Annotated in this window: 19 protein-coding genes, 1 tRNA gene and 1 pseudogene; 17 read left to right on the top strand and 4 right to left on the bottom strand. The window is 34.8% G+C overall.

All coding sequences use genetic code 11. The features are described 5' to 3' along the window. The 5 genes and pseudogenes from FS85_RS0113980 to FS85_RS0113960 all read left to right on the top strand — a co-directional run. A pseudogene (locus FS85_RS0113980) lies at positions 1-456 on the top strand (TonB-dependent receptor); the annotation flags it as partial. Positions 457-657: 201 nt separating this feature from the next. After that, positions 658-1698, top strand: coding sequence for a hypothetical protein (locus tag FS85_RS0113975; protein ID WP_139062227.1), 1041 nt, complete (start codon positions 658-660; stop codon positions 1696-1698). Between the two features lie 96 nt (positions 1699-1794). Next, on the top strand, positions 1795-2499 hold the full coding sequence (locus FS85_RS0113970; RefSeq protein ID WP_029489502.1) for a 3'-5' exonuclease: 705 nt from the start codon (positions 1795-1797) through the stop codon (positions 2497-2499). 653 nt (positions 2500-3152) lie between these two features. Next, positions 3153-3503: a hypothetical protein gene (locus FS85_RS0113965; RefSeq protein WP_010136987.1), complete on the top strand. Its 351-nt coding sequence runs from the start codon at positions 3153-3155 to the stop codon at positions 3501-3503. Between the two features lie 174 nt (positions 3504-3677). Continuing rightward, a complete protein-coding gene (locus FS85_RS0113960) occupies positions 3678-4028 on the top strand; it encodes a hypothetical protein (RefSeq protein ID WP_139062226.1) in 351 nt (116 codons plus the stop codon). Positions 4029-4138: 110 nt separating this feature from the next. Here the strand turns inward: FS85_RS0113960 and trxA are convergent, their stop codons facing one another. After that, a complete protein-coding gene (gene trxA, locus FS85_RS0113955) occupies positions 4139-4498 on the bottom strand; it encodes a thioredoxin (RefSeq protein WP_010136985.1) in 360 nt (119 codons plus the stop codon). A 133-nt stretch (positions 4499-4631) separates the two neighbouring features. Further along, positions 4632-6719 carry a glutamine--tRNA ligase/YqeY domain fusion protein gene (locus FS85_RS15835; RefSeq protein ID WP_010136983.1) on the bottom strand — a complete coding sequence of 696 codons (2088 nt, stop codon included), beginning with the start codon at positions 6717-6719 and terminating at the stop codon, positions 4632-4634. A gap of 206 nt (positions 6720-6925) precedes the next feature. Between FS85_RS15835 and FS85_RS0113945 the strand changes: the two genes are divergently transcribed. The 7 genes from FS85_RS0113945 to FS85_RS0113915 all read left to right on the top strand — a co-directional run bounded on the left by FS85_RS0113945 (position 6926) and on the right by FS85_RS0113915 (position 13087). Next, positions 6926-7396 carry a (2Fe-2S)-binding protein gene (locus FS85_RS0113945; protein WP_010136982.1) on the top strand — a complete coding sequence of 157 codons (471 nt, stop codon included), beginning with the start codon at positions 6926-6928 and terminating at the stop codon, positions 7394-7396. After that, positions 7396-9537: a xanthine dehydrogenase family protein molybdopterin-binding subunit gene (locus FS85_RS0113940; RefSeq protein WP_010136981.1), complete on the top strand. Its 2142-nt coding sequence runs from the start codon at positions 7396-7398 to the stop codon at positions 9535-9537. Before FS85_RS0113945 ends, FS85_RS0113940 begins: the two co-directional genes overlap by 1 nt. 112 nt (positions 9538-9649) lie before the next feature. Then, on the top strand, positions 9650-10651 hold the full coding sequence (locus FS85_RS0113935) for an XdhC family protein (RefSeq protein WP_010136980.1): 1002 nt from the start codon (positions 9650-9652) through the stop codon (positions 10649-10651). Next, positions 10644-11243, top strand: coding sequence for a nucleotidyltransferase family protein (locus FS85_RS0113930; protein WP_010136979.1), 600 nt, complete (start codon positions 10644-10646; stop codon positions 11241-11243). The genes FS85_RS0113935 and FS85_RS0113930 overlap by 8 nt, the downstream gene beginning before the upstream one ends. A 37-nt stretch (positions 11244-11280) precedes the next feature. After that, positions 11281-11637: a dihydroneopterin aldolase gene (gene folB, locus FS85_RS0113925; RefSeq protein WP_010136978.1), complete on the top strand. Its 357-nt coding sequence runs from the start codon at positions 11281-11283 to the stop codon at positions 11635-11637. 58 nt (positions 11638-11695) lie between these two features. Next, a tRNA-Cys gene (locus tag FS85_RS0113920) sits at positions 11696-11766 on the top strand. A gap of 451 nt (positions 11767-12217) precedes the next feature. After that, positions 12218-13087, top strand: a complete 870-nt coding sequence (locus FS85_RS0113915; RefSeq protein ID WP_010136977.1) for a family 16 glycosylhydrolase — start codon at positions 12218-12220, stop codon at positions 13085-13087. Positions 13088-13212: 125 nt separating this feature from the next. Here the strand turns inward: FS85_RS0113915 and FS85_RS0113910 are convergent, their stop codons facing one another. Both FS85_RS0113910 and FS85_RS0113905 read right to left on the bottom strand, forming a co-directional pair. Further along, positions 13213-15540 (bottom strand): M1 family metallopeptidase, encoded by a 2328-nt coding sequence (locus FS85_RS0113910; protein WP_010136976.1) that lies wholly within the window; start codon positions 15538-15540, stop codon positions 13213-13215. Positions 15541-15588: 48 nt separating this feature from the next. Further along, complete coding sequence (locus tag FS85_RS0113905) at positions 15589-16083, bottom strand: DUF6702 family protein (protein WP_010136975.1); 495 nt, start codon at positions 16081-16083, stop codon at positions 15589-15591. 352 nt (positions 16084-16435) lie between these two features. Between FS85_RS0113905 and FS85_RS0113900 the strand changes: the two genes are divergently transcribed. From FS85_RS0113900 to porW, 5 genes are all read left to right on the top strand, one after another. Beyond that, the gene (locus FS85_RS0113900; RefSeq protein WP_010136974.1) at positions 16436-17299 is read left to right on the top strand and encodes an MBL fold metallo-hydrolase; all 864 of its coding nucleotides are present in this window, start codon (positions 16436-16438) and stop codon (positions 17297-17299) included. Continuing rightward, positions 17296-18957: a S8 family peptidase gene (locus FS85_RS0113895; protein ID WP_010136973.1), complete on the top strand. Its 1662-nt coding sequence runs from the start codon at positions 17296-17298 to the stop codon at positions 18955-18957. The genes FS85_RS0113900 and FS85_RS0113895 overlap by 4 nt, the downstream gene beginning before the upstream one ends. A 61-nt stretch (positions 18958-19018) precedes the next feature. After that, positions 19019-20755: a M1 family metallopeptidase gene (locus tag FS85_RS15985; RefSeq protein WP_010136972.1), complete on the top strand. Its 1737-nt coding sequence runs from the start codon at positions 19019-19021 to the stop codon at positions 20753-20755. Positions 20756-20897: 142 nt separating this feature from the next. After that, positions 20898-21851: an NAD(P)H-dependent flavin oxidoreductase gene (locus FS85_RS0113885; protein ID WP_010136970.1), complete on the top strand. Its 954-nt coding sequence runs from the start codon at positions 20898-20900 to the stop codon at positions 21849-21851. A gap of 64 nt (positions 21852-21915) precedes the next feature. After that, entirely contained in the window at positions 21916-24078 is a 2163-nt protein-coding gene (gene porW / locus FS85_RS0113880; RefSeq protein WP_010136969.1) for a type IX secretion system periplasmic lipoprotein PorW/SprE, read from the top strand. Positions 24079-24096 lie beyond the last annotated feature (18 nt).

The raw sequence follows: 24096 nt of genomic DNA, 5'->3' as shown, positions 1-24096 counted from the left end.
GGAAAGGCCAATGTTACATATATGTACCATAAGCAAGACTTATTTGAAGTATACCAATTTAAAGATGTTACAGAGTCTGGTTTAACAGGTGCTTCAGATTACATTATCAATGCAGGATTGAATTATTCTGATGAAAAAGAAAATGAATTCAATGCAGCTTTGTCCGCAAATTACTCATCGGATAAAATATTTTCTTTAGGAGCTCCAGAAAGTGATGCTAGTAAGGATATTATTTTTAATGATGAAATCATTGAAAAAGGTTTTGTCACTTTAGATTTAGTAGTATCAAAACAATTGTCTGAAAAGTTAAAATTAAAAGGATCATTTAAAAACTTATTGAATCCAAATATCGAACAGACTCAAGACGTAACAGGAAGAAGCGGTACTTCTACAAGAACTGTTTCATCTTATAAAAGAGGTGTGAATATAGGTGTTAGTTTAAGTTATACTTTCTAAAACAAAAAAAAGATAAGTTTTTTTAGAATAGTTGTCAAAAAGCAATAGAATACATGTTCTATTGCTTTTTTTTGTTTACATTTTTTTTACATATAATAATTGATTATTAACAGCAACTTAATACCTGCTTAACTGCATGTTTTACATTCTACCGTTTCTTTGTGTAAACAAAATTTGAAACGAAAACAAAATTTTATCAAAATGAAAAAATCAATTTTATCAATGTTAGCTGTTGCTGCATTGTTCGTAAGCTGTTCAGACGATGATTCATCAAACACTGTAGATCCAGTAGTAAAAACTATTGGAAAATTAGACTACACTCCTGGGACTAAATTAGATGTTTCTGGGTGGGCATGGAAAGATGCTACTTTGACTAGTACTTATACTGCTGGTACTACAGAAGAATTAGACGATGTAACTACTGACAAAACTGTTGATGGTGTTGTTTATTTAGGTAAAACAATTCACGTACAGGATGGAGCAACTTTAACTTTTGAGGCAGGATCTGAAGTAATCGCTAAAAAAGGTGGTGCTGATATTAACTTAGTAGTTGATATGGGAGCTAAAATCGTAGTAAAAGGTACAGCTACTGAGCCTGTAGTATTTTCTTCTGAAAATGGAGAGTCAGGAGACTGGGGAGGTTTAACAATCTTAGGAAAAGGTATTTCTACAGGAGGTTTAAATGTAGAGTTTGAAGTTGGTGCTTTCCCTTACGGAGGAACTGACAATGCAGATAATTCAGGTTCTATTGAGTATTTAGTAGTAAGAGGTACTGGAGCTCAAATCGATTCAGAGTCACAAACAAATGGTATTTCTTTTTGTGCAGTAGGTTCTGAAACTGTAGTTAATCACATTGCTGTAATCGATGGTGATGATGATGGTGTTGAGTTCTACGGAGGAGCTGTTTCTGCATCTGAAGTGCATTTAGAAGATAACTCTGATGATTCTGTTGACTGGACTGAAGGATGGTCAGGAGGTATTACTAACTTGAACATTGTACATAATAATACTGGATTTTCTACTGCTTTCGAAGGAGACAAAGAAAACAATAATCCAACTTTTACTAACGTAACAGCTGTTTCTACTGTTGGAGGTACTGCATTACAGTTCAAGAAAGCTTCTGGAGCTACAATTACTAACTTATACTTAGAAGGATATGAAAATGAAATCGAATTTAAAGATGCTGATTTATTCGTAATCTCTAATGTGAAAATTAATGGTTCTGTAGCTGTTATCAAGTAATTAGAAAATAGAGTTTATTAAACGATATTTCAAAACCCACCTAAACAGGTGGGTTTTTTTATTGCCTTTAGTTTGTTAACTTTAGCAATAAAGTTTATGAATTTTAAAATTTCTAAAGAAAACATCTTGTTTTTAGATATAGAAACGGTATCACTATATCCTACCTACGATCATGTACCTGCTATAGAACAAGAATTGTTTGCCAGCAAAACTGCGTACAAAAGAGGAGATGAAATTACTGCCAAAGACTTTTACGACAATGCAGGAATTTGGGCAGAGTTTGGTAAAATTGTCTGTATATCGGTCGGTTTTTTTTCGCAAAACACATTAAGAATTACTTCTTTTGCTTCTGATGACGAATTGCAATTGCTAAAAGATTTTAAAAAATTAGTAGACACTCACTTTAGCAGTTCGCAGCATTTGTTGTGTGGTCACAATGCTAAAGAATTTGATTTTCCTTTTATTGCACGTAGAATGGTTGTCCACGGAATAGATCTTCCCAAAGCACTAAATCTTTTTGGTAAAAAACCATGGGAAATTCCACACCTAGATACGCTAGAGCTCTGGAAATTTGGAGATTACAAACATTATACATCTTTAAAACTACTCACATATTTATTAAAAATTCCTAGTCCTAAAGGAGATATTGATGGAAGTCAGGTTGGCAAAGTTTTTTATCAAGATAAAGATTTGCCTAGAATTGTTAGGTATTGCGAGCAAGATGTATTGGCTTTGGCCAGACTGTATTTACGATTTAACAACCAACCGTTAATAAAAGATGATGCCGTTGTGTTTGTGTAATACTTCTAGATAAAAAAATTATCGTTCTATAATTTTTCAAAGAGATGCCCTATCAAACAGTTCTTACTCCAGTGATTTCTTTAAAAGTTTATGCCCTTTTTTTTAAAAGCTCCTGTACTTTTACACAAAAGTTACTGAGCTTTTCTTAAAAAGTACATGAGCTTTTACCCAAAAGTCTAGGTGTTTTTTAAAATTGTTACGTAGCTTTTTTGATCCTATAAAAATACATAATAGATTAATGTAGAGTTATATGTAGAATTCTATGGTATCATAGTATATTTATAAATAGTACTATATATACTTATAAAAGCACTATATTGACTTGATTTTTGATTTTTGATTCTAATCAATATCAATAAATGCAAAAAAAATTACATTTGATAATATAAAAGCAAACGATTGTATTTGCTAGCATAGCATACCCCAATAAAAGTATTATACCCTTAACCCTTAGTAATAATAGGAATTACTGAGGGTTTTTTATTTGAAATAAGAAATGTAACAATTCATAAAGTTCTTGTATTTAGGTAGTTGTTGTGTTTAAATAATCAAAAAGAACTAATGTTATGATAATAATCATACTAGTATTGTATTATCTTATGTAGTTTTATATCACTGTTAATAAATAATTGTTTATCCTAAAAGCTGCAATCATGAAAAAGCCTATCTCACTTTATCGATGCACTGATCAGTTAGATGCTTGGTATTTAAAAAACAAAATTCAACTGATCTATCCAGTTCCGGTGGTAATTCATAGAAAAAATGGAGAATATCACTTGGTGGTTTCTTATTACAATAGCAGAAAAATTAATGTTATTGTTCAAAATAGTTTGTCTTTTTTACCTAGTAATATCAGGCAGCAAATGCGTAAACGTGTCTTAAAAACAACAGATACAGAAATTAAAATTTATAAGTTAATTACACAAAATGTAACCAATTGGTATGCTAAACTTTCTATTTATCTCAAAAATACAAGTATTCAGAATGTACATTTGATTAGCTAAACATTGCATAATATGTAGATAATGTGTTGAATTTTTGAAAAATATTAAAATAAACATAAGTTAAATTTGCATAGTAATAAAAAATAGTTACTTTTGTTATTACTAAAACCATACTGGTATGGTTTTTTTAGAAATACCCTAATAAAACTAAACGTATACCCTAAACCTTTTTTTATGAAAAGACCCATTACCCTTTATCATTGCCCCAACAAGCTAGATGTATTGTATTTAAAAAACAAAATTCAACTCATTACACCTATTCCAGTAGTCATTTACAAAAAAGAAGCAAATTATCATTTGGTTGTTTCTTTTTACAATGCTAGAAAAGCCAACGTGGTTGTTAGCAACTGCTTGGCTACGTTACCAAGTGTAATTAAGCATAGAATGCAAGAACGAATAGAGCAGGTTGCAAACCCAGATGTATCGCTCGCAGGATCACTTACATTAAAAGTTAAACGCTTTGCTTTTAAACTTTCGATGTATTTAGAAAATTTAAGCACTCAAAATTTACATTTTGTTAACTAGAATCTAAACTAGAAATCAATGCATAAATTACCCCCTTTGTAATACCCTTGTTAACAACAGAAAAGCCACCAAATGGTGACTTTTTCTGTTGTTTTTTTATGTAAAAAATCTTATTTCTCTACTTTTAAAATATCTTTTATCAACTGTTCAAATTGTTGTTTAGGCAAAGCACCTTGTGCCATTTGTGGTTCTTCTCCTTTAGGACAAAACAACAAAGAAGGAATAGAACGAATACCAAAAGCTGCAGCTAATTCTTGTTCAGCTTCTGTATCTACCTTATAAATGTTTATTTTACCCTCGTATTCTTTTTCTAATTCTTCTAAAACAGGAGCTACTGCTTTACAAGGACCACACCAATCTGCATAAAAGTCAATGATGGCAGGAACGTCCCCAGCAAAATCCCATTTCTGAGAAGCTTCAAAATTAAATACTTTATCTAAAAAATCTTGTTTTGTGATTGTTTGTACCATGTTTGTGTTTTTCGGTTAAAAATCAAATATATTGTTTCTTAAGTCGCTTAACGAATGGATTGATTACAAATCGGCCAAAAGGTGAGGAATATCAAAAAAAATCGAGAGGTTTATTTCTCGATTTTTTTAACGATTATGCCAAAGCATTTTCTAACAATTCTTTAATAAAGGGACTCTTTTCGTCTGCCAAAAGACTTTCTAGTTGAATTCGATTTTTAGACAGCAAGTTCTTATCAGCTATGGTTAAATTAATAGCCTCTAATTTTATAGCTCCATTTTTCATGTCCAATGCTTTGCCTAAAAAAGCATGCTGTTCGTCTGTATCAATTCCTAAAAACTTTAGTGTTAACAAACCTGCCAATACATCTTTATTGGCAATGGCTTCACTTAATTTTTTACTTAAAACATCAAGGTTTACTTGTTTGGCCAAAGGTTCTATGGTTGCTAAAAGAGTCGCTCTATCCTCGTTAGAACGTGCTTTTAGGTACTTAGCTGCCAAAGGCAAAATGGCATCGTAATTAGTGTCGCTGGTAGGGGCTTGTTTTTTTTGTTCTTGTTTGGCCCAAGAATCGGTTAAGCCTACGGTACGATTAAAAATTAACTGGTTGGATGTGCTATCTACATCGGCACAAAAATAACCTTTACGCTGAAATTGAAAACGATCTCCAGGCTGTGATACTTGCAAACTTGGTTCTACCAAGGCTGTAATGGTCTGCAAAGAATTTGAGTTGATAAATTCTTTAAAGTCGATGTCTTTATGACTATCAGGAGCTTCGTCTTTAAACAAACGATCGTACAAACGAACCTCTGCTTGTAGAGCATGTTTGCTACTTACCCAATGAATGGTTCCTTTTACTCTACGTTTACTAGCTTCAGTACCCGAACCTGAACGAGAGTCTAAGTCGGCCGTACAATGAATGACTGTAATGTTTCCATGCTCGTCTTTCTCAACCGTATCTGCTTTGATGATATAAGCGTTTTTTAAACGAACTTCACCACCTAATTTTAAGCGGAAAAACTTTTTGTTTGCCTGTTCTCTAAAGTCTTCACGTTCTATGTACAATTCTTTTGCAAATGGAACCTCTCTGGTTCCTGCTTGCTCGTCTTCAGGGTTGTTTTCTGCAATTAAAATTTCTTCCATGTCTTGTGGATAATTGTCTATCACCAATTTTACAGGGTCTAAAACAGCCATCACACGGGGTGCGGTTTTGTTTAGTTCGTCTTTTATGCAGAATTCTAACAATGCTACATCCGTTACATTGTCTCTTTTAGAAATTCCCGCAACCTCACTAAACTTCTTAATCGAGTTAGGGGTGTAGCCTCTACGTCTTAATCCAGAAATGGTAGGCATACGTGGGTCGTCCCAACCCGCTACATGTCCTTCGTTAACCAATTGCAACAATTTGCGTTTGCTCATAACTGTGTAGCTAATATTTCTACGGGCAAACTCTCTTTGTTTAGGTTTGATGTTTTTTTGATTGTATACTTGTTCTAAATACCATTCATACAAATCACGATGACTTTTAAACTCCAAAGTACACAAAGAGTGTGTAATTTGTTCCAGATAGTCCGATTCTCCATGTGTCCAATCGTACATAGGGTAAATAACCCAATCGTTACCTGTTCTATGATGTGCCTTTTTTAAAATACGATACATAATAGGATCGCGCATGTGCATGTTGTTGTGTGCCATGTCTATTTTGGCTCTTAAAATAGCCTGACCTTCTTCAAATTCACCATTTTTCATTTTAAGAAACAAAGCTAAATTTTCATCAGGGCTGGTGTCTCTGTAAGGACCAGCTACACCAGGTTCGGTAGGGGTTCCTTTTTGAGCAGCAATTTCTTCTGAAGATTGTAAATCTACATAGGCTTTGCCATCTTTAATAAGTTGTATGGCCCAATCATACAATTGCTGAAAGTAATCAGAAGAGTACAATTCTTTATCCCACTGAAACCCTAACCAGGCCACGTCTCTTTTTATGGCATCTACATATTCTTGTTCTTCCTTGGCAGGATTGGTGTCGTCAAAACGAAGGTTTACGGGGGCATTGTATTTTTCACCCAACCCAAAATTTAAACAAATAGAAGCCGCATGTCCTATGTGCAAATACCCATTAGGTTCTGGAGGAAAACGGAATCGTAAGTCTTTTTTAGGCATTCCGTTGGCCAAATCTTCTTCTATGATTTGTTCAATAAAGTTCAATGATTTTTTTTCAGTCATATTCAGCACGCTATTAAAACCACAAATTTACAGAAAACGTAGGGAATAGAGTTTGATAAAATTGGCAAGTTAAAATATGTTTTTAAGCGGTATAAATGATGTTGATTTTTTAATAAGCATCCATCTATTTTGGTAATATTCTTGAGGATGGTAAAAACAACAAAGAAATAACTAATTTTAGACAAACAACACTAACAAGACAAACGATGGAAATACAACTAACAGTAAATAACAAAACCCACACGGTAGATGTGCCTGGAGAAACGCCTTTGTTATGGGTGTTACGTGACGAATTAAAATTGGTAGGAACAAAGTTTGGTTGTGGTGTAGGGCAGTGCGGAGCATGTTCGGTGCATATGGATGGCATTATAACACGTAGTTGTTTGCTGCCTGTTTCTATTATAGACAAGGCAAAAATTACGACTATTGAAGGGTTGTCGGAAAAAAACAATCATCCAGTGCAATTGGCTTGGAGAGAAATTGATGTGCCTCAATGCGGATATTGTCAGGCTGGCCAAATCATGACAGCTTCTGCGTTTTTGGCTCAAAACCAGAACCCATCACAAGAGGAGATTAAAGAAGCCATGCACGGAAACATTTGTAGATGTGCAACCTATAAAAGAATTGAAAGAGCAGTGCAAACTGCTGTAGAAATTTCTAAAAAAACAACAAAATAATGGAGTCAACACAACATCATATAGACAGAAAAACGTTTCTGAAAGTAGCTGTGCTTTCAGGAACAGGTGTGGTTTTTGGAGTTAATTTTTTACAAAGTTGCCAGTCTAAAAAAGAGCAGCCCATCAATCTAGAAGCTTTAGAGTATAACGAATTTAACGCGTATATTGAAATTGCTCTCAACGGTTATGTAACCATTTATGCACCCAATCCAGAAATTGGTCAAGGAGTAAAAACAGCTATGCCGATGATTGTTGCAGAAGAGTTAGATGTAGCTTGGGATCACGTACGTGTGGTACAAGCTAATTTAGATACCAAAAAATTTAAACGTCAGGTGGCAGGTGGAAGCCAGTCCATTCGTTTTTCTTGGATGCCTTTAAGAGAAGCGGGAGCTACTGCCAGGCAAATGTTGGTAAATGCAGCGGCAATGGAGTGGAACATAGCTCCTGAAAAATGTACAACCCATCAAGGATTTGTTGTGCATCCTAAGGGAGACAAAAAAGGATATGGAGATTTGGTGCTTAAAGCTGCAACCTTAGAAGTGCCACAAAAGATTACGCTAAAAAAAACAGAAGATTTTACCATTGTTGGAAGCGGTAAACACAATGTAGATAATTTTAAAATTACCCAAGGAGATGCACTTTATGGTATGGATTATTCTCAAGAGGGCATGGTGTATGCAGCTATTCTACATCCAGAAAAGTTTGGAGATATATTGGTAAGTGTAGATGCATCCGAAGCAAAAAAAGTGCACGGAGTGCTAGATGTCATTCAGTTTAACAACAATATTGCGGTGATTGGAACCAATACATGGAATGTTTTTCAGGGTAAAAAAGCTGTGAAAGCTACCTATCGAGAAAATAAAAACAAAGAAGATTCTGATTTGTTTGACAATCGAATGGAACAAGCTTTTGAAAGTGGAAAGTTTAAAAAAAGAGGAGGAAAAGGTAACGTTTCAGAAGTCTTTGCAAAAGCAGATCAGGTGATTGAACGTGTGTATGAAGCTCCTTTTTTGGCTCACAATACCATGGAACCTATGAACTTTTTTGCACATGTAACAGCAGATAAAGTTAATTTAAAAGGCCCTATACAAACACCAGAAAACACAGCCAAACAAGTTGCCAGAGCTTTGAAAAGAAAAGAAGAGGAGGTGCATATAGAAATGTGTAGAATTGGAGGTGGATTTGGAAGAAGACTGATAGGAAACTACGTGATTGAGGCAGCACAAATTTCTAATCTGATTCAGAAACCCGTAAAACTAGTTTATAGTAGAGAGGATGATATGACCGCAGGATATTATAGGCCAAAAGTGAAGTACAAAATAAAAGCGGCAATAAAAAATAACCAGATAACGGGTTACCATTTACAAGAGGTGGTGGTAAACAATATGATGTGGCCCAAGTTGGCAAACTATTTCCCCGAAGGAGCTATTCCCAATACCTTGTTTGAGTCTTACCGTATTAAAAGCAACATAAAAACAGCTCCATGGCGAGCCCCTGTGACTAATTTTTTAGCCTTTGCAGAACAAAGTTTTTTTGATGAGTTGGCAAATGAATTACAAATAGACCCAGTACAAATGCGTTTGGATTTGTTAGAAGAAGCAGAAAAGAACAAACACGATGATATGGAATATTCGCCCAGAAGGTTTCAAGCAGTGATTAAAAAAGTGGCAAAGGATGCTCAGTGGGGAAAAACAAAAGAGGGTGTTTACCAAGGAATCAGTGCGTATTATAGCCATAACAGCCATGTGGCACAGATTGCAGAAGTAGAAATAAAAAACAATCAACCTGTTGTAACCAAAATATATTGTGCCATAGATTGCGGAATTGTGGTAAACAAGCTAGGAGCAATGAATCAAGCAGAAGGAGGAATTGTTGATGGATTGGGGCACGCGCTTTATAGTGAACAATTGGTAAAAGATGGAATAGCTGTGCGTAGCAATTTTCATCAATACAAATTAGGAAGAATGAAAGATGCTCCCGAAATACAGATTTCCTTTATAGATAGTAAGGAAGCACCAACAGGCTTGGGAGAGCCAACACTACCACCGCTTGCAGCTTCAATAGCCAATGCCGTTTTTGCTGCCAATGGAAATAGACTAAGAAAACAACCTTTTGCAAAAAATGGTTTGTACAACAGTTAAGTAGAAGTTTAGATTTCTGTTAGTTGAAAATGAAATTCTTTAAAATGCAATTGATAAGAATTTTGTATCAAAGAAGTGATGTAGTTTTGCAACAATTAACAAGCAAGTGCCAATGAATAATCATGAATTTTTTGACATACTTACAGCTTATCAACAAGCCAAAGAACAGGGGGTTTCTTCTGTATTGATTACTTTGGTAGCACTAAATGGTTCATCTTACAGAAAAGAAGGGGTTCGTATGCTTATGACCAAAAAAGGGGAGTTTGTAGGAGCGGTAAGTGGCGGATGTGTTGAAAAAGAAATTTGGAAACAGGCTCAATCTGTTTTTGAGACAAAAGAGGCCAAGGTTATGACTTACGATGGACGTTTTCGCTTAGGATGTGAGGGAACTTTGTACTTGTTGATTGAGTTTTTGAAACTGAAAAATCATCAGATAGAAAAACTAAAATACTGGATAAAAGAGCGAAAAAGTTTTGAGTTAAAATCGCACTACTCTATAGAAGAAAAGCCATGGTCTGGTATTACAAAAGTTGACTGTCTAGAGGATAGTTTTCCGCTTTCGGTAAACAAAACCTCAAAGTTTAAAGAGGTGCTAAACCAAACTATTCAACCTTGGTTTCAATTGTATATATTGGGTGCAGAACACGATGTGGCTGCATTGAGCCAGCAAGCTCGTTTTTTAGGATGGAAAACAACCGTGGTGTTAAGCTTAACCTCAAACAAAACACTGCGTGATTTTGCGGGAGCAGATGCCGTTTTATACAAAGCAGCAGGAGATGTTTCAGAATTAACTTTTGATGACCAAACAGCAGTAGTACTCATGCATCATAACTATGCTAGAGATTTATTGTTTCTAAAAGCACTAAAACGCAAACAGTCATTATACATAGGAGTTTTAGGAGCAAAAAAAAGAGGTATTCAACTTTGTAATGATTTGTTGTCCGAGGATATGGAAGTTTCTGAAACTTTTTTAGAAAATTTATACACTCCTACTGGGTTGCATATAGCTGCAGAAACTCCGCAAGAAATAGCTTTATCTATCACTGCACAAATCGTTCAGTTGGCAAAAGCACATAAAAAAGCAACACTTTTACAAAAAATCACTCATGTCTAAATCAAGTGCTTTGTTAATTTTAGCAGCTGGTGCTTCTAAAAGAATGGGAAGCCCTAAGCAATTGTTGCCCATAAAAGACCAGGTGTTGTTAACACTTGTAGTACAGCAAGCTTTGCTAGTGCCCAATCAAGATGTGTATGTTGTGTTGGGGGCTTATGCTAGTGAAATTGAACAATACTTGCATGCGTATAAGGTGCGAGTTTTGCATCATAAAAACTGGGAAAATGGCATCGGAAGTTCTATTGCATATGGCGTATCGCAAATTTATCGACAAAAAAAATACGAGCAAGCAATGTTGATTTTGGCAGACCAGCCAACTATTGTTGCTAGCGAATTGATTGCTTTGCTTGGTTTTCATCAACAAAGAAAAAATAGAATAACACTTACCGATTGCAAAAATTATAGGGGAGTGCCTGCTGTATTTGCCAAAGAGGTATTTGCAGATTTGTGCAAGCTAAACAATGATGAAGGAGCAAAAGCAGTGGTAAACATGTATGCAAATAAAGTAGATTATTTTGTGTTAGATCGCGAAATTTTGGATGTTGATACTCCCGAAGATTATCAAAAAATAACAAAGCAGCTCAATTTATAATAGCATTGTGTAGTTTTGTATTACAAAAGCAAAGAAGATGGGAATAATAAGAGTACAAAACATTCGTATTTATAGCAATCATGGGTGTTTGCAAGAAGAAGCAAAAATAGGTTCAGATTATCGTGTAGATGTGGCTGTAGAAGCAGATTTAACAACTTCTGCAAAATCAGATAAACTTTCCGATACCGTAGATTACGTGCATATTAACAAGATTGTAAAGGAAGAAGTGGGGTGTCGTTCCGAATTGTTAGAGCATGTGGTGCAGCGCGTTTTAAATCGTCTGTTGGATGAAATTGCTCTGATAGATAGTGCAACAGTAGCATTGTCTAAGCTAAATCCGCCAATAGGTGGTGACGTAGAAGCGGTAACCGTAGAGATGACAAAAAAAAGATAAAATTTTAGAAGTAAGTATTGCTCAAAGCAATAATTTGTATAAATTTGCAAACCTGTTTGGCGTTGTGGCCGAGTGGCTAGGCAGAGGTCTGCAAAACCTTGTACAGCGGTTCGAATCCGCTCGACGCCTCAAATTTTTAGAAACCCTTTCCTGTTTAGGAGAGGGTTTTTTGTTTTTAGTATGTAGGATGGTAGTTTAGGTGGCGGCCGGCTGTTGAAAAGTGTTTGTTTTGCTATCAGTACTTTTTTAAAGGACATACAGAGCAAACACATAACTTTAGAAATAAAATAGAAGTTATTTATATCCTAAAAAGGTATTGGTTTTACAAGCTGCTAATTTCTTTTTGTAACAAAAACTCATCTTTTTTTATTCATAAAGTACAAATACATTTTTGTTAAAAATGTAAAGTATTAGAAAGGGAGTTGTTTCTTGTAAGCGGTTTGGATTGAGTTAAAAGTGATTTTTTTTTGAAGAAAATTTTTATCAGTACTACACAATAAAACATATGGAGTAGAAATCTCTTAGTCTAGGTTTTAATTTTGTGTTGACTACCGAATGTAGTTTTATAAAAAATAAGATTATGCAAAACACAAAAACACACATCGTTGCTCTTTTTCTAATTTTTACCACTATGGGCTTTGCTCAAAAAGGGCCGTATTTTTTAGAAGGACAAGCTCCAGATTTGGAGGGAAAGAAATGGAAGCTTATCAAAGGAATGTCTGATGAATTTAACAAAAAATATATAGACAAATCCAAATGGATTACTACAGGAGGATGGATTGGTAGAGCACCAGGGCTTTTTCAAGAAGAAAATATTTCACAACAAGACGGAAGCTTACAAGTAACGGCAAAAAAGTTAGATGAGCCAATTGAAAAAAACGGGAAAAAATTCACCCATGGTGGAGCTAAAATAGAATCTCATCAAGGGATGACCTATGGATACTATGAGTGTAGAATGAAAGCAAATAAAACTTTTATGTCTTCTACCTTTTGGTTGATTAATGATAAAAGAGGGGTACAAGGTTGTGATAGAAGAACAACGGAATTGGATATTCAAGAATGTTTTGGGCGTACAACCACTAATAAAAAATTCACCCAAAAGTTTAGTACACAAATGAACTCTAACTTACATAGTAGAGACATTCCCGAAGGATGTGATTACAAAAAAGATCATTCCCCTTCTAAAGGTGCTATAGCAAACGGAACTGTGTACGACGATTATCACGTATATGGATGTTGGTGGAAAAGCAAAGACGAGGTTTGGTTTTTCTTAGATGGAAAATTGGTAAACAAAGTTACACCTCCAGCAGATTTTGATTTAGAAATGCGATTGAGAATGGTAATTGAAACCTACGATTGGAATCCTGCTCCGGCAGATGGTGGAATGAAACAATCTAGAGATGACAGAACTACCTATTACGATTGGGTTCGTTCTTGGAGAGTAAAGTAATAATGGCTTGCCAATTAGGGATCAAAACAAAAATGCTTCTTGAAAACCAAGAAGCATTTTTGTATTAAGATAAAATTGATAACTGCAAAAAAGTCTTTAAATATTTATCTTTTAATAAGATAAGTTTATTGTTTTTGCGATTTTTTGAACTGGTCAAATTCACTTTCTTTTTCTTGTTTTGGCCAAACATTGTTAGCTGTGTCTATGTCTGCAGTTTCTTCTTTAGGATCTATTTCTATTTTTACAATCTCTTTTTCAGAAGCAATAGCTTTGCTAACTTCTTTATCATTTAATCTCCAGATTTGCGCAGGATATGTTACCGATTTTTTGGTTCCATCTGCATAAGTATAATCCACAATAATAGGCATCACCAATCCTCCTGGTTTTTCAAATGTAACTTGGTAAAAATACTTTGGTTTTTTGATGGTTTTTTGCTCTTCTAGTGTAAAGTTGTCCATGATGTATTCTTTTACGGTTGGAGCATTTTTTAACAAGTCTGCACCTTTCATGCCTTCTTTATAGTCTTCACTACCTTCCTCTACAAAATAAACAAGTGGAGGGAACTCTTCTACTTTTCTATTCCTTTTTGCAGCTAAATCTTTGATGAATTTATTAGGTGTTGATGTTACGTAGTATTTCTTTACCTCTTTTACCCCAATATCTACCCAGTCTGTGGTGTAAAACCATCCTCTCCAATACCAGTCTAAATCAAAAGCAGAAGCATCTTCCATAGTTCTAAAAAAATCTTCAGGTGTAGGATGCTTAAACATCCATCGGTGTGCGTATTCTCTAAATGCATAGTCAAACAATTCTCTACCCATTACGGTTTCTCGTAAAATATTTAAGGCAGTTGCAGGCTTTCCGTAGGCATTGTTACCAAATTGGTAAGTGTTTAGTCCTTTGGTCATGATAGGAGCAATGTTGGATTGGTCTCCACTCATATAAGGAATAATTTTTTTAGCAGGTCCTCTTCTTGATGGGAATACTTTGTCTTGTGGCGATAGAGCTTCTGGGTATTTTTCTCCAAAATCTACCTGAGCCACGTGTTGTACAAAAGAGTTCAATCCCTCATCCATCCATGTCCATTGGCGTTCATCGCTATTAACAATCATAGGAAAGAAGTTATGTCCTACTTCGTGAATAATAACCCCAAGCATACCGTATTTTACTCTGTCGCTATAGGTTCCGTCAGGATTAGGCCTTCCGTAGTTCCAACAAATCATAGGGTATTCCATTCCTTGGTTTTTTGCATGTACAGAAATAGCTTTGTGGTAAGGATAGTCAAAGGTCATGCGAGAGTAAGACTCTAGCGTACTAGCAACGGCACGAGTAGACCATTCTTCCCACAACGGATTTCCTTCTTTTGGATACATAGAAACCGCCATAACGTTTTTTTTCCCAATTTTCACTGCCATCATATCTACAATGAATTTTCTAGAGGAGGCAAAACCAAAATCACGAACGTTTTCTGCTTTTAGTTTCCATGTTTTGGTGTTTTTTGCACGGCTACTTTCATTTTTTTCTGCCTCATCTTGGTTTACAATAATCACTGGTTTGTCAAATGATGTTTGTGCTTTTTTGTAACGCTCCATCATGGTTTTGCTGTACACTTCTTTTCTATTTACCAAAACACCAGTACCATCCAAAATATGATCGGCAGGTACGGTAATGTTTACTTCAAAATCCCCAAAAGGCAAAGCAAATTCATCACGACCCCAAAATTGTGAATTTTGCCAACCTTCAACATCGCTGTAGACAGCCATTCTTGGATAAAATTGTGCAATAACATAAGCACGATTTCCATCTTTAGGAAAGTATTCGTATCCTGAGCGACCACGTCCGTCTACATGATCATTGATGTTGTACCACCATTTGATAGAGAACGAATAACTATCTCCAGACGCTAAAGGTTCAGGCAATTCAATACGCATCATAGTTCTGTTGATGTGATGTTGCAAGGGTTTTCCTTTGGTGTCCGTTACTTTTTCAATATTAAATCCTCCATCAAAAGGATCTTTTAAATAGGTGCTTGTAAAGTTGTCAGGAAACATGGCTGGAGCATAACCGTCTCCTTCAATTAAAGGAGACTTTGAGTCTTTGGCTCTTTTGTTCTGATCTAACTGCACCCATAAATATTTTAATATATCGGGAGAGTTATTGGTGTAAGTGATGGTTTCAAACCCAGAAATTTTGGCATTTTCATCGTCTAAAACTATATCCATTTCGTAATCTGCTTGTTGCTGATAATAAGCTACACCCGGTGCACCTGATGCAGATCGGTACATGTTTGGAGTGGAGAACTCGTCGTAAAGTTGTTTGAACTTGTTGTTGTTGCTGTGTCCTGTTTTTGCTTTTACAGGAGCTTCTTGTGTAAAACCTTTGATAGGAGCCAGCAGTAGTACAAATGCTGGCAAGACAAATAATGGTTTTGTGATAAACTTAAATTGATTCATGATTTATTGGGGTGATTGATTGAATTGTTTTTTTTTGAATAGTGTAGTTTAAAATTCCAAAAGTTGTTTTTTGTGTTGCTGTGTTAAGGTAAAGCTTTTTTGTTTGGAATTGATATGGGTTTTAATGGTGTTTTGTTGATCTTGAAACATATCAAACAAAACCGTATTGCTAATTTCTATAGATTGTATGTTTTTTACGTTTTCAATTTCTAAATAACATTTTATAATTCCAGTTTCGTATTGCTTTCCAATAAATAATAGCTTAGCAGGTTGTTGGTTAATGGAGATTTTAATTTTATCTTGTAAGTACTTTTTAATGTACACATCTTCTACATGATTTTTTTTATCTAAGGCTAAAATTCGATTGTATCTTTTTTGGATAACGTTCTCAAAATCATCTACAAAAATTCTTGAAATAATTTGAACCGACTGTTGTTCTGGAACGTATTCTATGTGTGTTACGCTTGAATAGTATTTGTGATAGGCATCAAAACTTAGAAGAGGAAGGGCAAATAATAAAATAAAAGCAAATAACTTGTGCATTGTAAAAATTGTAAAATTTTAATTTTATCGTTAAAGTAACAAAATATCCTGTAAATAAGACGTAATAAGTTCCTTGGTTTGATAGGATTTATGCAATCGTCAATTTTGTTTGTAAAAAATGAACGAATGATAAAATGGATATTCATATTTTTTGAAATCTGAAATTTGCGGCAAAGCGTTTTTGATGAGTAGAAAAAGCTATACAAATGTTAATCCGTTGATAGAACTCTAAAAATTAGCCAACTTTCAGCATTTTTTTTCTTGTGAATTCGCTGTTTTTATAACCTTTTTCAAAAGAATTCAATCTCATATCCTAGCCATTTTATATCTTTAAAAATCAAAAAAAAGAAATATGACTTTGTACCCTATAGAAACAGGGAATTTTAAGTTGGATGGAGGAGCTATGTTTGGTGTAGTTCCTAAAGTGCTATGGCAAAAAACCAATCCTGCAGATGCCAACAATCAAATTGATATGGGAGCTAGAAGTTTGCTTATAGCAGATAAAGATCGATTGATTTTGATAGATACAGGTTTAGGGGACAAACAATCGAATAAGTTTTTTAGTCACTACCATTTATGGGGAGATTTTAGCTTAGACAGTTCTTTGGCTCAGTACGGTTTTCATAGAGATGATATTACCGATGTGTTTTTAACCCATTTGCATTTTGATCATGTGGGAGGAGCAATTCAATGGAACAAAGACAAAACTTTTTTAGAACCAGCTTTTAAAAATGCTACATTTTGGTCCAATCAAAGTCATTGGGATTGGGCAATTCATCCCAACCCTAGAGAAAAAGCATCCTTTTTAAGCGAAAATATTTTGCCAATACAAGAGAGTGGTCAGTTAAAATTCATAAAAAACGAGTCAAACAGGCAATCGGAGAGTTCTGAGTTAAATTTTGGCATATTTTATGCGAGTGGTCACACCGAAAAACAGATGCTTCCGATGTTACAATACAAAGGTAAGACATTGGTTTTTATGGCAGATTTGTTACCTACTGTAGGACATGTTCCTTTGCCCTACGTAATGGGTTATGACACACGACCTCTTTTGACTATGACAGAAAAAGAGTTGTTTTTACAACAAGCGGCAGAAAACAAATACCTTTTGTTTATGCAACACGATGCACATCACGAATTGTGTACTGTTCAACAAACTGAAAAAGGAGTAAGATTAAAAGAAACCTATTCATTTACAGAAATATTTAATTCATGAAAATAACAAAACAAATCTTAATCGTAGCAGTCGGAGCATTTGCTGCAAGCTGTAGTTCAATTCACAAAATTGCAGTACCAACAGGGAGTGATAAAATCATCAACTTACCTGCAAAAAAAGTCTTTACAGAAGAAGAAATTAACGCTTGGTCTCATGCCGATTTGGAATTGGATTCTATTCCAGGAATTAGTTTGGCAAAAGCGTATCAGTTTTTAGAAGGGAAAAAAAGTGTTCCTGTTATTGTCGCCATTACAGATTCAGGAACAGATATAGAACACGAAGATTTAAAGTCTAAAGTTTGGACCAACCCTAAAGAAATTGCTGGAAACGGAAAAGACGATGATAAAAACGGTTTTATAGATGACATACATGGATGGAACTTTTTAGGTTCTACTTATGATGAAACATTAGAAATTACACGTTTGTACAGAAAATTAAAACCTAAATACGAAGGAAAAACATCGGTAGATATTAAAAAAGAAGATGCAGAAGACTATGCTGCGTTTAAGGCTTTGGAAGAAGATTATAAACAGAATTTAGAAGAAGCCAAAGAGGGGCAGAAAAAATACATGCAATATCAAGATATGTTGAAAGGAATTGATGATGCAATGAAACGTTTAACAGGTAAAGAAACCTATACTTTAGAAGATGTTAAAAACACAGAGGCCTTGCAGCCAGAGGTAAATGCTAAAAAAGAAATAGCCTTAAGAATTTTATCATCAGGAAGCACCATTAAAGAACAAATGGAACAATTAGATGGTGCCATAGATTACTATACTTCTAAAGTAAACACCTACTACAATTTAGAGTTTGATGGACGTGTTGCTTTAAATGATGATGCGTATTCTATGGAGAATAAAGTGTACGGAGATAATGACGTAAGAGACCATGCAGAAGATGAAATTCACGGAACACATGTTTCTGGAATTGTATTGGCAGATAGAAATAACAATTTAGGAGCCAAAGGTGTGGTAGAGAACGCATTGCTAATGGCTGTAAGAATGGTACCTAATGGAGATGAGTACGATAAAGATGTGGCTTTGGGAATACGTTATGCTGTAGACAACGGAGCTAAAGTAATTAACACAAGTTTTGGAAAAGGATACTCTCCTAATGCAGAATGGGTGTACGATGCAATTAAATATGCGGCAAAAAAAGACGTATTAATTGTAAACGCAGCAGGTAACGATGCTCAAAATATAGATGAAAAACCAAGCTATCCAAAAGATGTAGATGATGCAGAAGAAATTTCAGATAATTTTTTAACTGTAGGTGCTATTACTCGTTTTTACAACGAAGATTTGCTAGCTAATTTTACCAACTACGGAAAGAAAAGCGTAGATGTATTTGCTCCAGGTCATGATATTTACAATACAGTAATTAACGATAAGTACAAAAAGCTAAGTGGTACTTCTATGGCTTCTCCAGCAACAGCAGGAGTGGCAGCTTTGATTCGTTCATACTATCCAGAATTGTCTGCTAGCCAAGTAAAACATATTATTATGAACTCTGGAACTTTGGTAAGTAAAGAGATTGCTTTGCCAGGAGACGAGACAGGTAAAAAAGTAAAACTATCTGAAGTTTCTAAGAGCGGAAGAATTGTAAATGCTTACAATGCTGTAAGAATGGCAGATGCGATGGTGAATCAAAAAAAATAAAAACAATAAAAAACCAACCAAACCAGTCTTTAGTAGGGCTGGTTTTTTTATATACAAACCTATGAGGAAACTAATCATTCTATTGGCTTTTGTCTCTTTGGGTGCAAAAGCACAGTATTGGCAGCAAAAAACAGATTATGTAATGGATATTGATATGGATGTAAAAACCCATCAATACCAAGGAACACAAAAAATTACGTATCAGAACAACTCACCAGAAAGTTTAGAAACAGTATATTATCATTTGTACAACAATGCCTTTCAGGCTGGGAGTGCAATGGATCTTAAGATTCAAAACGCTTTAGATCCCAATCGAAAAGTGATTACCAATGTAGGTACAAAAGAAAAACCAGAATGGGTAAGTAAAATTTCTTTACTAACGCCCGAGGAAGAAGGTTATTTAAAAATAAAAAGCTTAAAGCAAGATGGAGTTACAGTTTCTTTTATTGAAGAAGGAACTGTTTTAGAAGTAAAACTAAACCAACCGATAGCATCAGGAGCATCAACCGTTTTAGAAATGGAGTTCGAAGGACAAATTCCATTACAGGTTCGTAGGTCTGGTAGAGATAACAAAGAAGGGGTCGCTTTATCTATGACTCAGTGGTATCCAAAGCTAGCCGCTTATGATGATGAAGGTTGGCATGCCAACCCATACTTAGGAGCAGAGTTTTATGCAGATTGGGGAGATTATGAAGTAAATATTACCATCGATAAAAAATATACCGTTGGTGGTTCGGGATACCTGCAAAACCCTAATGAAGTGGGACGTGGATATGAAACTTCTAAAAAGGAATTGGATAAAAAAGTAAGGAAAGGAAAATTGACCTGGAGATTTAAAGCACCCAATGTTCACGATTTTTCTTGGGCTGCCGATAAAAAATACGAGCATATACGCCATCAAGTACCAAATGGACCTGTGGTGCATTTGCTGTTTAAAAAAGATTTAGAGAATGATAAAAAAGAATCTTGGAAAAAATTACCCACAGTAATGAATCAATTATTTGATTTTTATAAAGAACGTATGGGGGCATATCCATACAAACAATATACGGTAGTACAAGGAGGAGATGGAGGTATGGAGTATGCCATGTGTACGCTTATTACAGGAGATAGAAGTTACCGAAGCTTGGTAGGAGTGGTAGCGCATGAGCTGGCTCATACTTGGTTCCAGTTTTTATTAGCAAGCAACGAAACCAAGCATCCTTGGTTAGATGAAGGTTTTACTACGTATATTTCTACTCTTATTGAAAATCAATTGTTTGATAATAAAGAACAACCTTTTGATGGAAGTTATAAATCGTACAAACTTTTGGCTAAAAGCGGAAAAGAACAGCCAATGACAACCCATGGAGATGCTTTTGATATTAGTACAGGGTACGGAATTAGTTCTTATTCTAAAGGATCTTTGTTTCTAGATCAGTTAGCGTATATTGTGGGTGATGAGGTTTTGCAAACTGTTCTAAAAAGCTACTTTAAAGCTTTTGCATTTAAGCATCCTAAACCGGAAGATTTTATCAGAATTGCAGAAAAAGATTCAGGGATGGAGCTGGATTGGTATTTGAACTTTTGGACACAAACAACCAAAACCATCGACTATGAAGTGTTTCCTTTGTTGGCTACTAAAATTACCATCAACCAAAGAGGAGTTATTCCAATGCCTTTAGATGTAAGAGTAACGTATACCGATGGAACGCATCAAGATTTTTACATTCCTTTGGATATAATGCGAGGACAAAAAAAAAGTCTCTCAAGATGTGGTAGTTCTAAAAGATTGGAGATGGAAACAGCCAACGTATAGCTTTGAGGTAAGTAAAGAGGTGCAAAAAGTAGAGATTGATAGAAAACAACAAATGGCGGATATAGAAAGAGAAAATAATATATGGTCTAGAAAATAATTATGAATATATTTAAAATATCGTATATTCATTAAAAAAAATTCGATGCCTAACCCCATTAAGCTTCAAGAAATATTAGGAATAGATCTGCCCTTTTTAATTGCTCCCATGTTTTTAGTGTCTAACACAGATATGGTTATAGAAGCAATGAAAAAAGGAGGGGCAGGTTGTATTCCTGCTTTAAATTATCGCTGTGTTTTAGAGCTAAAAAAGGCCATACAAGAATTAAAAAAACACAAAACTCCGAACGGTGCTTTCGGAATTAATATTATTGTAAATCCATCCAACTTAAGATATAGAGAGCAACTAAAAGTTTGTTGTGAAGAAGGAGTAGATTTTATCATTACCTCTTTGGGGAGTCCAAGAGAAGTGATTGTAAAAGCAAGAAGAGCTAAAATTAAAGTGTTTTGTGATGTTGTGCATTTAGATCATGCGCTAAAGGCAGAAAAATTAGGTGCCGATGCCTTAATAGCTGTAAACAACAAAGCAGGAGGGCATAGGGGTGATTTAGATCCAAAGACATTAATTGAAGAATTGGTGAACCGTACAAATTTGCCCGTGATTTCTGCTGGGGGAATAGGGACAAAAGAAGACTTAGATTTAGTTTTGTCTTATGGAGCAGCAGGTGCTTCTATAGGAAGCCCGTTTATTGCCTCGGTAGAATCTAAAGTGTCGGAAGCTTATAAACAAGCCTGTGTGTCTTATGGAGCAGAGGATATTGTAATGACTAAAAAAATTTCGGGAACCCCGTGTACTGTTATCAATACACCGTATGTGCAAAAGGTGGGAGTAGAAGAGTCTTGGATAGAAAAAAAGTTGCATCAAAATAAATACTTAAAAAAGTGGATTAAGTTACTAAGATATTTAAAGGGAACTCAGGATGTGAAAAGTTCTGCTAAAAAAGTAACTTATAAAAATGTATGGGTGGCCGGACCTAGCATAGCACACACCCAACGTATAGAGCCAGTAGCTAAAATTATAGATAGATTTATTGCGTAAGCACAATGGTATTTGTGTTAGAACCTTATATTTGTGATGAAAATCAATCTTTAGACTCCCTTTTGTGAAAGCTTATTTTGTTTACATATCCTTGTTCTTACTCTGTGCTTGTAGTACACAAAAAGATAAGTTTATCAACAGGAAATACCATGCTTTAATTACCAAGTACAATGTGCTTTACAACGGAAAACATGCTTATCAAAAAGGGGTAAAGAAAGTACAAAACACCTATCAAGACGATTATACGGAGCTGTTGCCTATAGAGCCTTTTAGTTTTTATGCTGAACTAGAGGAAGCCGAAGATACCCAGCCCATTGGACAAGAAGAATTTAAAAGAGCCGAAGAAAAAGCTACCAAAGCCATTCAAAGACACTCTATGTTTATAGATGGTGAAGAACGTAATCCTCAAATAGACGAAACCTATTTACTTTTAGGAAAGTCTAGATACTATACCAAAAGATTTGGACCTGCTTTAGAATCGTTTGAGTACGTTATAAAAAACTATCCAGAAGCCAGCTTGATATATGAAACGGTAGTTTGGAGAGCTAAAAGTAACATTCACCTAAACAACATTGCTTTTGCTAAAAAAGCCCTGCAACGTTTGTTGGGTGCAGACCTATCGCCAGAAGTTAGACAACAAGCAGAGTTGGGGCTGGTTATGGCTTATCAAAAAAGTAAAGATAGCTTGGCAGATGTAATTCAGCATTTAGAAAAATCTTTAGAAGCTGTAAACCACGGAGCTGTAGCGTCTAGAGCTGCTTTTGTTTTAGGACAGGCTTATCAAAAACAAGGTAAAATAGCACAAGCAGACAAGGCTTTTAATAAAGTGATTGATATGAAAGGAGGATTGTATAAGTTTAAGTTGCAATCTAAATTAGAAAAAATAAACAATCATTTGCAAGAAGATCGCAAAACGATTTTTTTAGAGGATTTGGATCATTTGATTTTTATTACCAAAAACAGGCCTTATCTAGGAAAACTTTACTATCAAAAAGGGGTGATATATGTAAGTGCAGATTCGTTAAAATTAGCCAAACAATTTTTTACAAAATCTATCTTAAAATCATCCAAAGACATTCAGCAAAAAATACTGTCTTATGAGAAACTAGGAGATTTGTATTTTGATAAAAAACAATACAGAGTTTCTAAAAGTTATTATGATAGTTTGATTGATGTAGCAACTAATAAGCAAACAAGAAGGTTGATTCGTGTACAACGAATTTCTAAAAGTTTGGAAAAAGTAGTAAGCCTAGAAGAACAAGCTACGGTAAACGATAGTTTGCTGCAAATAGCAAAGATGGATGAGGCTGCGTTGACACGTTTCTTTGAGCAGCATATAGAAACTTTAAAAGAGCAAGAAAAATTAGCTAGAATAAAAGAGATAAAAGCTTTAGAGGCACAGAATCAGGTTGCTTTTGAAGACGGAAGTTCGGATTGGTATTTTTTTAACAATCAACAAAGAACACAAGGAAAAAAAGAATTTTTGCAAAAATGGAAATTGACCCAAAAGACCAACACTTGGTACGCATCGTCGTTAAAAGATAATTTAGAAAAATCTACAGAAAAAGAGGCAACTACTATTGTGGCGGAAAACAATTCAAAAAAAGAAGAAGACAATCCGTATAAAGTATCTTATTATATCCGTAAAATTAATCGAAGTCCAGAGTTCTTAGATAGTATTTTTAGAATTAGGAATATAAGCTATTATGAGTTAGGAAACATCTACTACAATCAATTAAAAGAAAAAGAATTAGCGGTAGAAAAACTAGAAAAATTGCTAGCTTATCAGCCCAGCAAAGACTTAAAGGTTGGTGCCTATTACAGGTTGTACAAAATGCATCAAGAAACGGGGGCGTTAACAGAAAGTGAAGTTTACAGAAGAAGGTTGAATGAAACGTATCCAAATTCGTCATTTACAAAATTAGCGAACAACCAAAATGCAGGAAAATTAATAGAAACAAGTACAAATGAATATACGGCTTGTTATAAAACCATTTATGAACTTTACCAATTGCAATCTTTTGAAGCTGCAAAAGAAGAGGTAAAATTAGCCATACAAAGGTATAATGATACACCGTTGGCTGCAAAGTTTCATTTGTTGCAAGCGTATATTGAAGCTAAGACAGATGGTAAAGAGAAGTTTTATGATTTATTGAAAGAAATTAAATTAAAATATCCAAACACGGAAGAATCTTTAAAAGCAATGCAGGTTTTAAATAATAATTAATTATTTTTGTTTTAAATC

Source organism: Ochrovirga pacifica, from assembly GCF_000220525.1.
Lineage (GTDB): Bacteria > Bacteroidota > Bacteroidia > Flavobacteriales > Flavobacteriaceae > Ochrovirga > Ochrovirga pacifica.
This window is presented reverse-complemented; position numbering and strand designations above follow the sequence as displayed.

Bases quoted from the DNA above. Each gene is read 5' to 3' on its own strand.
- FS85_RS0113975 (WP_139062227.1), top strand. From the start codon at position 658: ATGAAAAAATCAATTTTATCAATGTTAGCTGTTGCTGCATTGTTCGTA.
- FS85_RS0113970 (WP_029489502.1), top strand. From the start codon at position 1,795: ATGAATTTTAAAATTTCTAAAGAAAACATCTTGTTTTTAGATATAGAA.
- FS85_RS0113965 (WP_010136987.1), top strand. From the start codon at position 3,153: ATGAAAAAGCCTATCTCACTTTATCGATGCACTGATCAGTTAGATGCT.
- FS85_RS0113960 (WP_139062226.1), top strand. From the start codon at position 3,678: ATGAAAAGACCCATTACCCTTTATCATTGCCCCAACAAGCTAGATGTA.
- trxA (WP_010136985.1), bottom strand. From the start codon at position 4,498: ATGGTACAAACAATCACAAAACAAGATTTTTTAGATAAAGTATTTAAT.
- FS85_RS15835 (WP_010136983.1), bottom strand. From the start codon at position 6,719: ATGACTGAAAAAAAATCATTGAACTTTATTGAACAAATCATAGAAGAA.
- FS85_RS0113945 (WP_010136982.1), top strand. From the start codon at position 6,926: ATGGAAATACAACTAACAGTAAATAACAAAACCCACACGGTAGATGTG.
- FS85_RS0113940 (WP_010136981.1), top strand. From the start codon at position 7,396: ATGGAGTCAACACAACATCATATAGACAGAAAAACGTTTCTGAAAGTA.
- FS85_RS0113935 (WP_010136980.1), top strand. From the start codon at position 9,650: ATGAATAATCATGAATTTTTTGACATACTTACAGCTTATCAACAAGCC.
- FS85_RS0113930 (WP_010136979.1), top strand. From the start codon at position 10,644: ATGTCTAAATCAAGTGCTTTGTTAATTTTAGCAGCTGGTGCTTCTAAA.
- folB (WP_010136978.1), top strand. From the start codon at position 11,281: ATGGGAATAATAAGAGTACAAAACATTCGTATTTATAGCAATCATGGG.
- FS85_RS0113915 (WP_010136977.1), top strand. From the start codon at position 12,218: ATGCAAAACACAAAAACACACATCGTTGCTCTTTTTCTAATTTTTACC.
- FS85_RS0113910 (WP_010136976.1), bottom strand. From the start codon at position 15,540: ATGAATCAATTTAAGTTTATCACAAAACCATTATTTGTCTTGCCAGCA.
- FS85_RS0113905 (WP_010136975.1), bottom strand. From the start codon at position 16,083: ATGCACAAGTTATTTGCTTTTATTTTATTATTTGCCCTTCCTCTTCTA.
- FS85_RS0113900 (WP_010136974.1), top strand. From the start codon at position 16,436: ATGACTTTGTACCCTATAGAAACAGGGAATTTTAAGTTGGATGGAGGA.
- FS85_RS0113895 (WP_010136973.1), top strand. From the start codon at position 17,296: ATGAAAATAACAAAACAAATCTTAATCGTAGCAGTCGGAGCATTTGCT.
- FS85_RS15985 (WP_010136972.1), top strand. From the start codon at position 19,019: ATGAGGAAACTAATCATTCTATTGGCTTTTGTCTCTTTGGGTGCAAAA.
- FS85_RS0113885 (WP_010136970.1), top strand. From the start codon at position 20,898: ATGCCTAACCCCATTAAGCTTCAAGAAATATTAGGAATAGATCTGCCC.